Below are 15,527 nucleotides of genomic sequence, written 5' to 3' on the forward strand. Positions count from 1 at the left end.
AAATTTGCAAAATTTCTTTTGCAATTATTTGTGAAAAGTTCACAAGTTTCTGACCCGAAATTAATCGGGCTTCATTATACTATTTGAGGTGGTTGCCAAATACTCCCAAAGAAATTGGAAGTAAATTTAGAAGTATAAGATGGTAGTTGAGTTTTGATTTCTTTTGAAACAACAGTAAAATTACATGACATTACGTTAAAGTAGCTTACTATTTGTGAGCCACAACAATTACAACTGCAGAAAGGAGAACACAAATCTTTATCGTTACCATGTGAATGGCCTTCACTATCATATGTCGTTTTAGCTAATTCATGAGCATCTGTATGAGCAGCACTACTTACTTCCATATCAGCACAAGGCAGACACGAAAGCGCTATTAGATAGATTGATAGTATGTAGTTTAAGAGTTTCACGAGTGTAAAAGTATTAATTTTATTAATATCTAATTCAAAACAAATGGATTAATTATTTTATTTAAGTTTTTTTACTGTTTATATCGTCCAAGTAATATTGCAAATCATAGAGATAAATTAACTCAATGTTTTCTTCACTTGGCATTTGTTCTAATTCGACAAAATTGATATTTTCAGAAAGTGCTTTTTCGCCAATGATGTCTTGAATAATTACATAGACCACTTCTAGAAGGTTTTTATTATTGCAATGAACGGTGTAGTTTTTTAAGTACACAATCATGTCTATTTTTTTGCAATTTTCGTATTGTAAAGGTTCAAATTTTATTTCACTGGCTTTTAGATTAATGTCTTTGAATACATACGGTTTGTCTAATCCGGCTTCCATTTTTTCGATGTCTTCTGATGGCTGTATGAACGCTATGAAGTTCCAGCTTTTTAGTTTGGGTGCATTATCGACCAATGTTGTGACTGCTTCAAAATAATTGGGATTGCCATTTGCTGAAATAATGAGTTGTATTGATTTGTTTTTTCTTTTTGGAAAAATTATGATGCAATCTAATCCTTCGGAATAGTAGTGCAGGTTTTTATCGAGCCAAAAAAGGAAGAGTTTTTGGATTTTTGGTTTTTCGTTTTGGAGGTTTCTTAGGGTTCTTTCATTGTATTGGATCCAGTTCCAGAATAGGGTTATGTTTTTCATATTTATTGGATTTTAGGTTTTGTTTTACCGCAAAGGCGCTAAGTTGTTGCAAGGTTCGCAAAGGTTTATTTTGATTTTGTTGTTTTTTTAACACATAGAAACATAGATTTTTATAGGGTTGTGAAGACGCTTCGCTTTGGGATAGATTTCATAGTTGGTTGTTCTAATCATTTTTTTTTACCTTTTGTCGGAGGTTGTTTTATCATAAGCAATAAGATTGAGCATTTGACGCATTCGGCTTCGTACACGGTTGCCGTATTGGGTTTCTATTTCGGATGCGGATAGGTTTGTTGTGATGTGGGTTTGTATTCGTTTTGCGATATACACATCGTATCTGCTTAATAGTATTTCTGCCATTACATTGCATTCGTTGCCGTAATATTTTAGATTGCTTTCTGTACCTAAATCGTCGAAGCATATTGTTTTTGGTTCGTATTCGTATAGTTTTCCTTTGCTGTATTTGTGTATGATTTGGTAGCCGTCTTGAATGAATTCGAAGCTTATATCTCGGCATGGTTTTACGAAAAATTTGTGTTCGGTTGGTGTTAGGTATTTCATGATGTTCATTATTGAGGTTTTGCCACAGCCGATTGGTCCAGAAAGTAGAATTCCTTTGTTGAGGTTTATGTTGTATTGAAAACAGGTTACCTCATCTTTGAGAAAATACGCGATTAATTTGTAGATGATTGGATAATCGGTTTCTAGTATTTTGAAATGGGTTCCGTATAGCTCGATGCCTTTTTGCTCTATCCACATGATTATTTCTTGATAGTTGTAGTGGGTTTTTATGTTTTCATTCATTTGTAATTTTTTTGTTCGCTAAAGCGAAGGTTTGGGAACACAGATGACGCGGATTAAACGGATTTACACAGATTTTTTAAAATCAACAATTCACTTCGACAAGCTCAGTGTGACAAATGAGTTACTACAATGGTTCGGAATAGTCTTTATCGATTTTGGTGTTGAGTTGTTTTGGGCGGTTAGGTTCTGCATTTGTGATGAATTTTGGTGCGTTTAATATCCAGTTTTGTGCTGCGGCTTGCCAATCGACCATGTGTGTTTTGCCGCCGACTAGCCAACCGATGCTTGAGAAATAGTTGAAGAATTTTTGGGCTTCGAGTTCTGGGAAGTTGTTTTCTTGGAAATAGAATTTGACGTTTTCGATTGTTGGCTTCTCGACTGCGCTCGAAGTGACAATAAACTCTTTCTTTTTTTCGCGCAACTTTTTTTCTTTCTCGGAAAGAGTTACCTCGACTGCGCTCGGCATGACAAATTCATCATTTCGATTTTCTTCTTCAATTTTTTTTGATTGCTCGCCCAAGTTTAAGCCGTTTGAATTGTTTAAATCGTTTGTATTGTTTGTATTGTTTATATAAGGTACTACGACTTGTTCATTAACCTGTTCACTACTTGTTTCATCACTAGTACAAGACTTGTTCACTACTTGTTCAATGACTGGTTTAAAATTTGAACTGGCATTTTTTGGTAAGGGCTTTAAATCATCGGAAAAATTGAATAAGAAAACATGGCTGCCTTTGAATGGATTGTACGATGGTTCGTATTTGATATAGCCCTGCGAGTGTAACGCTTTTAAGCATTTGTGGTATGTTGCTTTGGAACTGATTTTACTAATACGCATTATTTCATCACGAGAAATACTGATTGGATTTCTGAACCGATTGCAATTCCAGAATTGGAAAAGTGACATGTATAAACTTACATGTGTTGGATTGAGCAACTTGTCTTTTGCTACTCTGTCGAAAAATCCGGTTAGGTGTTTTATGTAGTTCATGGTTTAGTGATTAGTGAATAGTAATTAGTGAATAGCTTAACCGCAAAGTGCGCAAGGAAGGCGCAAAGCACGCAAAGTCCTTCGACAAGCTCAGGATGACATTCTTAGTGACAAGAAGCATTTGAATGATAAAGTACCTCGTCTGCGCTCGGTATGACAAGAGAATTACTTAGAGTTGAATAATGTTCGCTCGGAGCTGACTTTGTTTTGATCGAGAAGTTTTTCAATATCCTTGTATGGATAATAGATTATTCCGCCGATCTTGGTGTAGGATAAGGTTTTGTTGATGCGCAAGGTTTGGAGTGTTCCTGGAGAAATATTGAGTAGCTTTCTAACTTCTGAGGATTTAAGCCATTGCTTTGTTTGCTCGGTTTTGCTTTGGAAGATTTCTCTAATGTCGTCTAGTAGTAACGTTCGGAAATCATTTAGGTCTTGTTTTGTGAGGATTTCAATTGCCATAATTTATGTTTTACATTGTTATGGCACAAAATTGTATGTTTTGAGAATATTTATTTCACAAGTCAATCACAAGTTGTGAAAGAAAAAGAGGCAATTAATTTCTAATTGCCTGTGTTTGCTGACTTTTTTAATTTGTAAATGAAGTATGTAGGCGAAATTCCGTTTCGCTCTTTGAAGGCACGAGTGAAGTTTTGGGTGGAACCGAAACCTGCTTCTTCACCCAAAGCTTTGTGGGTGTAGTTTCGGTATTTAGTTTCTTTTTTTAGAATTTCGATTATGTAATTTATTTTCAAATCGGTTATGTAATCAATAGTCCCTTTTCCTCTGTGTTTGGCAATAATCTTTGTAACATATTTTGTATTGGTATTTAGGAATACAGCCATTTTTGCAAGCGTCATGTCTTTTTCTAAATATTTTTTACTCTGCTCAAATTTCTCCAACTTTTTTAAAATACCAGCCTCAATATCTGGGCTTATTTCTTGATTATTTTGTTTGTCGGTGTTTTCAGAATTAATAACTGTGGTATTGTCATTCTTTATTATTTCTTCAAAAGGCGGTGGTTCAATACTGGTTTCAGTAATTGCTGGCTTAGAAGTATCACGTTTCATTATTTCATCGAAAAGCCGTTTGTTTTTGAAGTGCTTGTATATTAAAAATGCAATAATAGCAATCAATATACAGATGATACCAAAAGCTACAAAAGTTCTAAATGTCATGGCATTTTCAATCTCCTGTTTGGATTTTAATAATTCTTTAGTGTCGTATTCTTTGACTACTTTTTTTAGTAGGTATTTGTAATTTTGGCCAAGAATATTATCCACTTTTAAAAGTTGATCAATGTAATAAAGTTGGGATTTTGTATTTCCTTTTTGTTTGTTATATGCTATTAGTTTTTCATAGCCTTCGCGTAAGTCTGGACGTATGTAGTTTTCTTTTTTGAATATTTCATCTACTTTTTTAAAATAGGTTACAGCTTTTTCTTTTTGATTTAAAGCCCAAAATGATTTTCCGATGTAAAAATGGGCAACTGATGCGTTTGCAAAATCTTTTTTACTTTGTATTTTTGGCAGTACTGAAGTTAATTTAGTGATAGCTTCATTATATTTTTTCAAACCACATAGATTTACACCTTCAGAATGGATGAAATACGTTTGCATTTCGAGGTTGTTTACTCTTTTTCCTTCGTCAATTCCAGTTTGATTTGTAACTGTACACCATGCGTAATTTCCAATTCGATTGTAACATAAACCTAGTGAATGTAATGAGTTCAGATATGCTCTGTCATTTTCTTCCTTGAAATAATCGATACATTCTCTGAATAAACTGATGGCTTCATCATAAAAACCAAGATAAGATTTGGTTTGTGCAATGCCGTATTTTAGTTTGTAAATAAGATATTGATTTTCTGTTTGAGCAATGTATTTATCTGCAATTAGATAATTGTCTAAAGCTTTCATTTGTTCTTTACGATCAAAATGCACAATGCCTTTAGTCATGTATGCTGAACCAATTAATTCAATATCTGTTGATTTCTTGGCGGCTGTAAGCATACTATCCGTATATAAAAGGCGAAATTGTTTACTAACAATGTTAATTTGTGCCTTGTAAGCATGTGTTAACTGAAAATCATTATTCTCAGATTTAGCTTTTTCTAACCATGCACTTGCATACATTCTTGATTTAATACTATCAGCTTTATAAGTAACAGTAGATTGACTTAAATACTCATAACTTTTAGAAGATAGACTATCTAAAATTTTACCATAGTTATCTTGTGCATTTATACAATGCGAAATTAGTAGCACTAGAACTTGTAAGCGTTTTTTTGTAATCATTATAAGGATTTGGAACTTAAACAATTAAAAACTGCAAAAGAATATAGGTAATGTGGATTTTTTAGCGAATAAATGTAATTAAAATAATTAAAAATGACGAAAGATGAAGTGACAAATTGAGAATGGACTTTATGAATTGTAATGTATTGATGTGTTGTATTTTACTATTTAATTAGTAGTGTTTCATTCCCGAATGGCACATTTTACATTCGGGAATGGTGTAGATGTTGACTTGTGAGATGGGAAATGGGCAGTTAGTTTTGCCTTGAATTCAAACGGTTTTGTTATGAGCAAACCCAAATCCTAGTTCAATTATCCCGGGCTAAATGAACTGATGAAAAAAAAGTAATCAGTAACATTCTAACACATTAAATCACATGAAAAATATACACTCATGCACACTAATTATTGCCTTTTTTGTTATGATGAGTACAGGACTTGTATCTTGTAGCTCTGATAATGACACTACGAATTCTGAGAATACCAATTCTAATTCCGCTAAACTTATTACAACTTTGCCAGGAAATGATGCCAATCCTTATGATGAAGTAGGATGGCTTTATAATGAATTGTTTGATACGTATTACACCAATGCAAATTTGGGTGGTACTGTTCCTCAAATTATAACTAAAGTGCAAACTATAGCCGATGCCAGCGCGAACTTTAATTCGACTAAAGGTTCTCCCTATCATAATGTTTCAAGCACCAGAGTATTGTATTTACTTGAACATACAACTACTTGTGTCAATGATGTTATCTCCGCTTCGAGTATGTCAACAACAGGCAAATCAAATTTAACTAATTTTATCAATTCATTTATTATTTTTCTTGAGAATGAAAATGATTGTGATGTGATTTATGATAAGGTTGTTGCCTACGAGAGTGGCGTACTGCTTAACGCTGCACTAACTGAAACCGATAAGCGCATTATTTTGACCACTACCTCTATAACAAGACATTCAGCTTTTAGAGCAAGAAAAAAACCAAAGAAAAATACTGATCCTGATTGGGATATCTTCATAGGCAATATTATTGCATCCACAGAAGGTGCTGAATTTGGTTCGGCTGAAGCTGCTACGATGTCTCTTGTTACTGGGATTGCGCAGAATGATTGAGAAGAAAATAGAGAATAGAATATAGAAAATAGATGAGATTGCTTCGCGAGCTCTCAATGACAGAATTGCAATGACTGAGTATGGGTTGTCAATTATTGGCAGCCCATATTAGTTTTCGTCTGCATCGTCCATCCGCAGGATTAGTTTTTCTTTTAGTGTGTTTATGAATTTGGTTCTTTCTGATTTTCTTGCTCTGATTTCTAAAAAGGCGCGGTTGAATTGTCCTAAATCGATGTTGAATGTTGTTTCAAAAAAAGTGGCAACTTCTTTTAGTTCAGATGTACCGTGATTGAAAACGCCTTCGGTGTGGAGTGCATAAATTAATTCAATCAGTCCGACTTTTGAACCTGTCCATTTTTGAGTTTTGGTGTTAGCGTTTGCGACACTGGTTTCTTCTTTTTGTTCTAATTTTGCAATCTCATTTTCGATGTAGCTTTTTAGCTTTTCGTTTGCTAGAATTTTGGCTACTTTATAATCGTGTGATGTTGAGAAACGATTGTCTGCTTGAAAGTAAAAGCTATCCAATGTATGTCTTAAATCGTGTTTTCCTCGTAGAAAATATTTATGATCCAAACTTTTATTATCTGTTCTGTAATATTTGTAGAATTCTTTATTCTCATTATAAAATGCTTGCAGTTTTAATAGTTCGAGATTGTAGTATTTACGGATTGCTTTTTTGGAACCGAATGGTTTACTGGTTTCGATGTTGTAGATTTCGTTGTAGTAAATTAGTTTGGCCGCAAATTGCGGTTTGGTATCGCGAAAGAAACTTATTTCTTCTGATTTGTTTGCAAACGTATGTTTTAGGAATTTTGTTTTTAGGTTTTCAAAGATTGGAATTAGTGTTTTGATTGCCAGTTCTGCATATTGAATGGGATTGTCTGTTTTGAAATGAATGCTTTGTAGTTGTTTGTCTAGTTCAGATAATAGATGTTCGGAAAACAATTTCATACGCTACTGTTTTAGTTTGATTGAAAGCAAATCTATTGGAGTAGTGGTATTGTTGCAAGTGGTGATGTGGGTAATTCCCGAATTGAACATATTAATTCCCGAATTGAATATTGTTATTTAACTTCGCTTTGCTCGTTTTTTTGGAACACAGATGACACAGATTTAACGGATTTACACAGATTTTTTCTCGCTTTGCTCGTGGTTTTTTTTACCATGTAAGGAATTTAAGGTCATTTAAGAACTCGCTTTGCTCGTTGATTTGGGACGCGGATTATCGCCGATTTATTTGTAGTGGCTGGATTAATGATTGAAATGAATAGTATCATTCTCGAATTGCATAGTTTTTTTTACAGTTATGTGGTAATTGTAAGTTCTATTTGCCACAAGAGTGTGGTGAGATTTAAAACTTTTATTATGAGCCACATTCTATTTTCTATCGCGTTGTATTTGGTTTTTATTTTTCTGTTTTTTAGAGAAATGTATTTGGACCACAAACGGTATCTTGAAGCTGACCGCTTGGGTGATGAACATATTCTTAGAGAGGTTGAGCGGTTTCTGGAGAAAATGAAACAGACTGAAGGTGTGTCTGTAGAGGACTGAATTTGTATGGTATTTTTTTTATGCGGTGATTATAGTTTCTATTTACCGCAAAAATGCGGTGATTAAATTGAATAATCACCGCGTTTAATTTTTATTTATAGCTTTTCAACCCAGTTTCTAATTGCTTTTGAATATTATTAATAGTAAACTTATATGTGTACTATTTAATAAAAAAGTAAATATATATGTTGACAAAATTAAAATAAAGTAAATGTATGTGTTTACTTTAGAATTTCACTTTTTTTATATACTTTGTTAAGTAAACGACGTAAGATACTTGACAAAATATTTTTACAACGAAACACTACACAATGTGTAGTAGATAGCAAATAAAATATATTAGAAAAATCTTAAGTAGATTTATATTTCTTCAAAATATTCATCTTTAGAATCACTTGGGCTTTGCTTATTAAATTTTGCGTGGTTGATTACATAACCATTATATCCACTATTTTTTAGAACTAATTTGCTAATTAAGGTGTATAACTTTGCACTGACATATAGCATTTGGTTGTCAATTTCTTCGCTAGTTCTTTTAGTTTCATCATTCATCAAAATATTTCCATGTAGAAGATCATTACGATAATCAATCGCCTTTTCATCTTCTTGAGAAAGTTTTATTTTTAATTGATCGAATGGCGCTCTTAATTTTTCGGCATTGGTTAATCGACTTTGATTTATGGGCTTATTTAATTCATTTATTCTTCGTCTGATTTTTATTTCAGCATCTGTTTGAATTTTAAAAGCGTATTTGTCAATAACAGCTTTTAAGTCTTTAACAATATCATCAATTAGTTGTTTGTCAGTTATTAATTTTTGAAGCTTATTTTGTTTTATGATTATTATATTTGCAAGTGATTCTAAAATTACTGAAAAAACACCTGGCATTGATACAACGGATTTTAAACTAGTCACTTCCATTAAAAAAATGATAACTACTGAAAAATCTTCATTGTTTCGAAGTTGAGAGACAAAATCTGAAATTACATCTGTTGGAATAACTTTTAGCTTGCCATAGTAGCTATCAGCAATCTCCCTTTCTTTGTACAATTTTGAATATGGATTCGAAGTTACTGGATAGAATATTGATTTTAATGATTTTCTAGATAGACGACGGTAAACGAAATTTTCTCCAGAAAAGATATAGTTTTCTCCACCTGGCATAAAGCCAATCAGAAAACCAACGCCCTTTTGAATAGCATAAGAATCTTCTTCAAATTCTTTTAAAGATGTTGGTTCTAAATTCTCAATAACAAAATAACTCTTGCTATTATTTTTATGTTGTGATATATTATAAATATGTGAATTTACCGTTAATCTTATAGATGCCCACGCGTCAGTATTATTTCCTTCACTATTGACAGTTCCAAGTTTTGTATGAAAGATATTTGTTGTTTTTGAATTGTCAAAAAAGAACATTCTGAATAGAGATACTTCATCGAGAATACCTTTAAATACAGTATCAATATCGAAGGTATGTTGGCATGAAACATTTGCAAATACTTCATTTATTGGTTCCTTAAAATCAATCGATTTGAATATAAATTCTGTGCTATTGATATGGACTTTTATTTTCTTATCTGATTTATAACTAAAGATGCCATCGAATGAAAGCTTAAAGTTTCTTTTTGATTTTGTAATAAAAGCTTCACCATCGCAATTTTCAATTATGACTTTTTGATTTTTATAATTTTCAAATTGTTCTATTGTTTCTAATTCCTGTGTGAAGTTTTTGATTTTAGTATCTTTCATTTTATGCAGATCACTTTTATTTTTTATGCTAGGATAAGGCTTTGTATATTTTTTCAATTGTTTCGTTAGAGAGTTTACTATTACAGTCTTTGTTGAATATGAATAGTGACTCTCGGCATAGATTTTCAATTGTCTTTCTTGAAAAGCAATGATTTCCCATTCTCACTCGAGTACTTTCTTTTGATGCCACAATTTCTGAGAAAAGAATTATACCAATTAAATTTTTATGCTTTGCTATGTTAGCTTCTAATCTTTCAATAGCATCTGTAAGGTTAGTAATCATGAAATACATGGGACTTATCGATATGAATAATAAACCATTTTCATTTTCCGGGATCTGATACGCTTTACCAATTTTATTGTTTATGCGACTTGTTTCATCTACATCGATTGGTAATCCATCAAAATGAATTGATCTAATATTATTTCTTTCGCATATTTCGTTGAAACTATTATCATTTGTTTGAGGTGCTAAAAGAAAGCAAAATCTTTTGTCGGAATAATAAACAATTTGATTTTCTTCCTTTACTCTCTTTTTGGCATTTGATATTATTACTTCTATACTGGGATATTCCTTTTCATCAATAGTTTCAAATTGTTTACCAAAAAAAGGTAAAAGTGGTTGTACACTATTAAATTGATTGAAGAAAAAATTATAATTTTTCCTAATATAATTTTGATTATCACTATCATTAAGTTTAGTAATTTCAATATAAAAAACATCATTATTATTGGGATTGGTTATCTTTACATCAGGAGATTTACTGTTTTTTATTTCGTCAATAAATGAAATTATAAGTCCTTCTTTTAAAAACATTCGTGCTACGTTAACTAAAGATATACCTTCTGTTAGAGCATCATTTTTACTGAGAAGCTTTTCAATAAGTCTTCTGTAATTATTATCTTCTTTTTTTAAAATCTGTAACGTATCGGTAAACTCAATTAAATCTTTTATTTGGAATGGTGCTTTGTTTGAAATCATTTGGCGAACAGGATGATTAACAGAAGTTGTTTTTAAAAATTGTGCTCCGAATTCCTGTTCTAGAAAACTAAATGCACAGAGAGCTTTATTTTTTGTGTCATCATCAATAGTATCAAGATGGCTAATATACTCTTTTTGTTTGCCCCACTTAAAATGATCTCTTTCGTTAATAAAGATGTTTTTCATTGATGAATTTCAATATTATGTTTTAATAAATTATTGCATTCTATTTTTAAGTGCTTGTTCTGGAGTTAATCCAACTTCATTTTTATATACCCCTACTGTTGCCCATCCATTAATATCTAATTTTTGAGTTTCAAAATGATCAGAATTTATATTGCAGAAATAAGCAATATGAAGTTTTTCATCAGCAAAATTTCCAATAACATAGGCTGGATTGACTATGTTATTTGAGTTATCACAGAAATACACCTTATCGCCAACATTAGCACTAATTTTTTGACGGAATTTACTTTCTTCAGGATAGATGCCTTTTACACGATGACGACCTTCATTAATGAGGTCTTTTATCAATGGATTGAATTTTATTATCTGTACTAGTTTTTCACTGCCAATACAATTTTTTACTACTGTTTTTATATCTGTTAATTTGTATTTATTGCTTGAATATATGTGATTAAATAACTTAAATTCACTAGCAATATATTTTACCGAACTCTTCTCGTCAAACACTATCCAACCATTAGATTTAACCGTGTTCATTATTTCAAAAGCCTGCTTATCAGTATGTTTAATGTCCCTTAATATCTGCGGCTTACTTTGTGTATAATAAATTCTATTGTTGTTGAAATAGTTATAAATTTCAAATTTTACGAATGAAAAATGTTCAGTTAAAAATTTTTCTACTTCCCAGATAAGTTGTTCGGATACCATTTTCAGTTTTTATTTTAGTTATATAAAAAGGAATACAAGTTTGTAGTAAAGTTAGCAATCTTGTTTTGTAACTTTACGAAGTTAAAACTTTATAAGAGAGTTTTCGCGCTTTTAAAAAGTTGTTTTTAACAAATTATATTATTTATTCAGTATTAATATTCAAGTAAAAATGTGCATTTATGCAATTTCCTGACAGCTACATTATAGATAATAAAATTAAATCATTAAGTTCTCGATTGAATTACATTGCAAAGGATAGTAATTCATCGAGATTCTATGTTAATACTGAAATCAAATCTGAAAATCTTAAATACAATTATTCTTATTTGCTTTCTCAGATTATTTTAGAACTTGAGTTTGTAAAACGTGGTAAGAAAGAATTTCTTTATATTATTAATCAATACAATTCTGAGAATGGTACCAATTTATCGTTTGAGGATTTCATTTCTATAAACTGGATTACAGAAATTGGCGATGAGGTAATAATTCCTGAAATGCTAAGGCATTTTGTATGGAAGATTGGGTATGATGAAGAAAATGGAAAATCTGTAATTATCCCTAATAACTATTTACATCAGATAAATTCTTTGAAATTATATTACGAAACTTATTTTAAGGATACTAACTTAATTATCAAAAAGGAAATTTTAGAAAGAATTTTAGAAGTATATGCCTCCAAAGAAATTACGATTGAGAGCCTTATAAAAAAAGGTCTAATGATACCTAACAAAACATCAAACTCGTATTTATGGGGATACCACAGCGAACATATCCGACATTTGAGCGATGAAATAGCCACTACGTTATGGGAAGAATTAGGTGGCGAAAATGCAACATCTGACGATTTTGAAAAATTTTATAGGTTAATAAGAGGTGCGGGTATTTGGCCTTCTTACACCGTAAATTATGTTCCATTGAAAAGTCGAAGACGACTTACTGACTTAGCAGCAGAGTATTTATATACTCTAGATGATTTAAGGCAATCAAATTCAGAATTTAGAAAAATGTGGCTAAATGCCCGTGATAGGTATAATCGCGCAATAGAATCTGAAATTCCAACCATACAATTTAATTACGATGACCAATATAAATTTATTGAAAGCGTTAAGGACGTTGCTTGGCAATTTCACGATATTTTTGACTATCAACAAAGTAGAAATTACTGTCTTCTTTTGATAAGAATAATCATTGAAAATGAACCAACAAACCCCAAGCCATTCCAAACGCTACTAAAAATTCTAAGTACAATGGATATTCCAACTGTATTATGGAATTCTTATGAAGAAATACCTCGTCAGTACCCTCAAGTAATTCCCTATTTACTTACTGATGTTAATCTTATTCCTTTGGCATTTCAGCTTATAGATAGAATTCAAATTAATGAAAGTGCGATTCCAGAACAACAAGACCGCGATACAAAACATAAAGTTACTAAAGAAGAAATAAATACTTTATGGAATGAAATGTTTGACATTATTCTTGAAAGGATTGGTGTCACTAATTATGAAATAAAAAAAATTAGTACAACCCTAACACGAATTCTTGCAGATCTAGCTGAAAAAGTTTTTAATACAAACGGTAATACTTCCATGAATGTTACTGACCACAACATATTCAAAAAAAGATATGATAATGCCATCAAAATTCTCGGGAACAAACGAGTTTCAAATTTCCAAATGCAGTCTGGAAATATTACGCCCCGTATAATTTTTCACTACTTGCCTGAAATGGCAAACTATATAATAGATCAATTAAAAAATAAGAAGTCCTATCGCTATCACTATTTAAAAATTAATTCTGGACTATTTGATTTAGGAATCGAAATATTGCGTTTGATTAATTTACGAACATCAGAAGCTGAAATTTCAAAAGAGACCATTAGTGAATTAAAAAACATTTCCAATCGTTTAACGGAATCACTAAAGGAATCACTAGATGTTTTTTATACAACAACAGAAATAACTGTTCCAACATATGGTATTGAACAAGTTGAAGTAAGAGCTGCCTCCAGAACTGCAGAAGAATTTGGTTTCGAAATCATCGATTGGGGATATTTATTTCTTCATTTTGAACGAATGAATTTACTTGATGATATAAATAATACTGCAATTGATTCAGTTGATTTTCTAACTTCTGGGAGTAATTACGATGAGCAAAATATTGAGCAGGCTACTAAACTTAAACTTTTTATTAAGTCTTTGCTCTTGGCATTTTTGACAATAAATGAGAGGAAAAGCCAATATGAAATTGATGTATTGCCAGTTAACAGCGTACTTAATAAATTAGAAAATTGGATAAAAAAATATGCGTTAATTTATTCAAATGATAATATCCTCAATAGTCAGATTGATATATTTAACGATCGTTATAAGTCATTTGGTTATGATTTATACTATCAACATTTAGCAGATTTGCTCTATAAAAGTATTAGTCATTTCAATCTGCTGGATCAGGAAAAGTTTGTCCAAGAATATTTTAGTACTAATACTGATATCTCCCGAATGCTGACTGCAATTAATATGATTGAGTCGAAATTATTACGAGAAATTGTCTCAAAAAGAATTTCTGAAGTTGATATACAAGATTATATTGATCAACGTGTGATGGCAACTGATTTGGAGTATGCACTACTGGAAGCAGTAAATTCAGAAAATCATTGGCATCTATCAGAACCTTTAATTACCAGATTAAAACAACACTTTGATCGTGTTGGTAAAGTAGATATCAATACTGAGAATTTCTTTTTTGAAATAAACTTATTGCTTGCTTTTAAACAAAAAGATTTTGCTAAGCTGATATCCTTTGAAGTTCCCAAAAAACAGTATGCTATTCATGGTACTAATATTTACGGTGAAAGAAAGAAACGTTTTTTTATTGCACTTTTCAAATTGTATAATGATAAAGATTATGAAAATGCAATTATGCTCTTTAAAGCTCTATTGTCTGAGGACCAGAAAAACGTCAGATACGCCTATCATATTTATCGAGCTCAAACCCTTAAAGCATTAGCAGAATGAATTTAGCACTTATAAAAGAAGCAAATGATGAGTGGAATAGTTTTGTTGCCTCATTAACTAATGAAGAAAAAGTTGCATTAGCGGAACTTGAAGAACCAATTGCAAGTAATCAATTGTTTTATTTGAGTATTACAAAAGATTGGATTAGATTTGACCAAACTATAAATCGTTTGTCAAAAAGTTTTTTATATAATCAAGAAATTGTTCCGACAGTGTATAATAGTTATATTGAAAGAGGTCTTAATGAATTAGCATTTGGATATATCAATCAAGTAGAACAATATCTAAAAGAAGCAGGAGAAACTATTTCGTCAGAAGTAGAGCCGTTAATTAACAATGCTATTTCAATGATCTTATTACTAAAATTGAAAGAAAGTTTTGGGAATATCAGAAATTTGCCACCAGCTGATATTGTGAAGATTATACCAGATATTTTAAATAATAAAAATCAGTTGAGTGAATTTATTCTTGATGAAATAGTACAGGCAGCAAGGATTGTAATACAAAAAATTCATGGTATCAAACAAATCACACATGAAGACCGTTATAATGACTTGTTATTAGCTATTCTTCGCCTGAGATTTCCCGTTTGGGGTTGGGAAATCACTGACCAAGCGAGGTCAGGAAGTTCACCAACTGGAATAAGTGCTGGAGAAGTGGATATACTAATAACTGCAGCTGGAAATTCTATAACATTATTTGAGGCTTTAATCCTAAATAGAAGAAGTAAACTATTAACCCAAAAACATGTGAATAAAATTACTTCATATGCTAGCTTCTTGGATAGGTATTATATGATTATTTATTACACTGGCAAACCCTCTCGGTTCAATACTACATGGAATAATTATAAGATTGATGCGGCTGCAACGCCATTTCCTGCAAAATTTGCATTTGATGTAGCTAAAGGTTTTGAAGATTTATCAGGTAAATTCGTTGATGTAACGTCCTTACGCATTGCTAAATCAACTCATGATTCTATTGAAATTTATCATATAATGATTGATTTGGGTCGATAAT

13 protein-coding genes are annotated in these 15,527 nt (G+C 31.4%); 3 read left to right on the plus strand and 10 right to left on the minus strand.

All coding sequences use genetic code 11. The features are described from left to right. Window positions 1-74 precede the first annotated feature (74 nt). The 6 genes from ACZ098_RS10125 to ACZ098_RS10150 form a co-directional block, all read right to left on the minus strand. Window positions 75-413: a DUF6660 family protein gene (locus ACZ098_RS10125; RefSeq protein ID WP_487311631.1), complete on the minus strand. Its 339-nt coding sequence runs from the start codon at window positions 411-413 to the stop codon at window positions 75-77. 61 nt (window positions 414-474) lie between these two features. Further along, complete coding sequence (locus tag ACZ098_RS10130; protein WP_487311632.1) at window positions 475-1,110, minus strand: hypothetical protein; 636 nt, start codon at window positions 1,108-1,110, stop codon at window positions 475-477. A 177-nt stretch (window positions 1,111-1,287) separates the two neighbouring features. Further along, window positions 1,288-1,911: a P-loop NTPase family protein gene (locus tag ACZ098_RS10135; protein WP_187657562.1), complete on the minus strand. Its 624-nt coding sequence runs from the start codon at window positions 1,909-1,911 to the stop codon at window positions 1,288-1,290. Window positions 1,912-2,035: 124 nt separating this feature from the next. Further along, on the minus strand, window positions 2,036-2,902 hold the full coding sequence (locus ACZ098_RS10140) for a transcriptional regulator (protein WP_487311633.1): 867 nt from the start codon (window positions 2,900-2,902) through the stop codon (window positions 2,036-2,038). A gap of 165 nt (window positions 2,903-3,067) precedes the next feature. Further along, on the minus strand, window positions 3,068-3,361 hold the full coding sequence (locus tag ACZ098_RS10145; RefSeq protein WP_395047855.1) for a helix-turn-helix domain-containing protein: 294 nt from the start codon (window positions 3,359-3,361) through the stop codon (window positions 3,068-3,070). A gap of 101 nt (window positions 3,362-3,462) precedes the next feature. After that, the gene (locus ACZ098_RS10150) at window positions 3,463-5,196 is read right to left on the minus strand and encodes a helix-turn-helix domain-containing protein (protein ID WP_487311634.1); all 1,734 of its coding nucleotides are present in this window, start codon (window positions 5,194-5,196) and stop codon (window positions 3,463-3,465) included. Window positions 5,197-5,573: 377 nt separating this feature from the next. On the opposite strand from ACZ098_RS10150, the gene ACZ098_RS10155 reads away from it, so the two are divergent. Further along, window positions 5,574-6,311 (plus strand): hypothetical protein, encoded by a 738-nt coding sequence (locus ACZ098_RS10155; protein WP_487311635.1) that lies wholly within the window; start codon window positions 5,574-5,576, stop codon window positions 6,309-6,311. 108 nt (window positions 6,312-6,419) lie between these two features. Here ACZ098_RS10155 and ACZ098_RS10160 read toward each other — a convergent pair whose 3' ends face one another. The 4 genes from ACZ098_RS10160 to ACZ098_RS10175 all read right to left on the minus strand — a co-directional run bounded on the left by ACZ098_RS10160 (window position 6,420) and on the right by ACZ098_RS10175 (window position 11,490). Next, on the minus strand, window positions 6,420-7,262 hold the full coding sequence (locus ACZ098_RS10160; RefSeq protein ID WP_487311636.1) for an RteC domain-containing protein: 843 nt from the start codon (window positions 7,260-7,262) through the stop codon (window positions 6,420-6,422). 960 nt (window positions 7,263-8,222) lie between these two features. Beyond that, window positions 8,223-9,614: a hypothetical protein gene (locus ACZ098_RS10165; protein ID WP_487311637.1), complete on the minus strand. Its 1,392-nt coding sequence runs from the start codon at window positions 9,612-9,614 to the stop codon at window positions 8,223-8,225. 28 nt (window positions 9,615-9,642) lie between these two features. Further along, window positions 9,643-10,782, minus strand: a complete 1,140-nt coding sequence (locus ACZ098_RS10170; protein WP_487311638.1) for a hypothetical protein — start codon at window positions 10,780-10,782, stop codon at window positions 9,643-9,645. 30 nt (window positions 10,783-10,812) lie between these two features. Beyond that, the gene (locus tag ACZ098_RS10175) at window positions 10,813-11,490 is read right to left on the minus strand and encodes a hypothetical protein (RefSeq protein ID WP_487311639.1); all 678 of its coding nucleotides are present in this window, start codon (window positions 11,488-11,490) and stop codon (window positions 10,813-10,815) included. A 179-nt stretch (window positions 11,491-11,669) separates the two neighbouring features. Between ACZ098_RS10175 and ACZ098_RS10180 the strand changes: the two genes are divergently transcribed. Then, window positions 11,670-14,507 carry a hypothetical protein gene (locus ACZ098_RS10180; RefSeq protein WP_487311640.1) on the plus strand — a complete coding sequence of 946 codons (2,838 nt, stop codon included), beginning with the start codon at window positions 11,670-11,672 and terminating at the stop codon, window positions 14,505-14,507. Continuing rightward, window positions 14,504-15,526 carry a hypothetical protein gene (locus ACZ098_RS10185; protein WP_487311641.1) on the plus strand — a complete coding sequence of 341 codons (1,023 nt, stop codon included), beginning with the start codon at window positions 14,504-14,506 and terminating at the stop codon, window positions 15,524-15,526. The genes ACZ098_RS10180 and ACZ098_RS10185 overlap by 4 nt, the downstream gene beginning before the upstream one ends. Window position 15,527 lies beyond the last annotated feature (1 nt).

The sequence above is a fragment of the Flavobacterium sp. SP2 genome (assembly GCF_057626655.1).

Coding starts and splice junctions, on each gene's coding strand:
- ACZ098_RS10130 (WP_487311632.1), bottom strand. CDS start 1,110: ATGAAAAACATAACCCTATTCTGGAACTGGATCCAATACAATGAAAGA.
- ACZ098_RS10135 (WP_187657562.1), bottom strand. CDS start 1,911: ATGAATGAAAACATAAAAACCCACTACAACTATCAAGAAATAATCATG.
- ACZ098_RS10140 (WP_487311633.1), bottom strand. CDS start 2,902: ATGAACTACATAAAACACCTAACCGGATTTTTCGACAGAGTAGCAAAA.
- ACZ098_RS10145 (WP_395047855.1), bottom strand. CDS start 3,361: ATGGCAATTGAAATCCTCACAAAACAAGACCTAAATGATTTCCGAACG.
- ACZ098_RS10150 (WP_487311634.1), bottom strand. CDS start 5,196: ATGATTACAAAAAAACGCTTACAAGTTCTAGTGCTACTAATTTCGCAT.
- ACZ098_RS10155 (WP_487311635.1), top strand. CDS start 5,574: ATGAAAAATATACACTCATGCACACTAATTATTGCCTTTTTTGTTATG.
- ACZ098_RS10160 (WP_487311636.1), bottom strand. CDS start 7,262: ATGAAATTGTTTTCCGAACATCTATTATCTGAACTAGACAAACAACTA.
- ACZ098_RS10165 (WP_487311637.1), bottom strand. CDS start 9,614: ATGAAAGATACTAAAATCAAAAACTTCACACAGGAATTAGAAACAATA.
- ACZ098_RS10170 (WP_487311638.1), bottom strand. CDS start 10,782: ATGAAAAACATCTTTATTAACGAAAGAGATCATTTTAAGTGGGGCAAA.
- ACZ098_RS10175 (WP_487311639.1), bottom strand. CDS start 11,490: ATGGTATCCGAACAACTTATCTGGGAAGTAGAAAAATTTTTAACTGAA.
- ACZ098_RS10180 (WP_487311640.1), top strand. CDS start 11,670: ATGCAATTTCCTGACAGCTACATTATAGATAATAAAATTAAATCATTA.
- ACZ098_RS10185 (WP_487311641.1), top strand. CDS start 14,504: ATGAATTTAGCACTTATAAAAGAAGCAAATGATGAGTGGAATAGTTTT.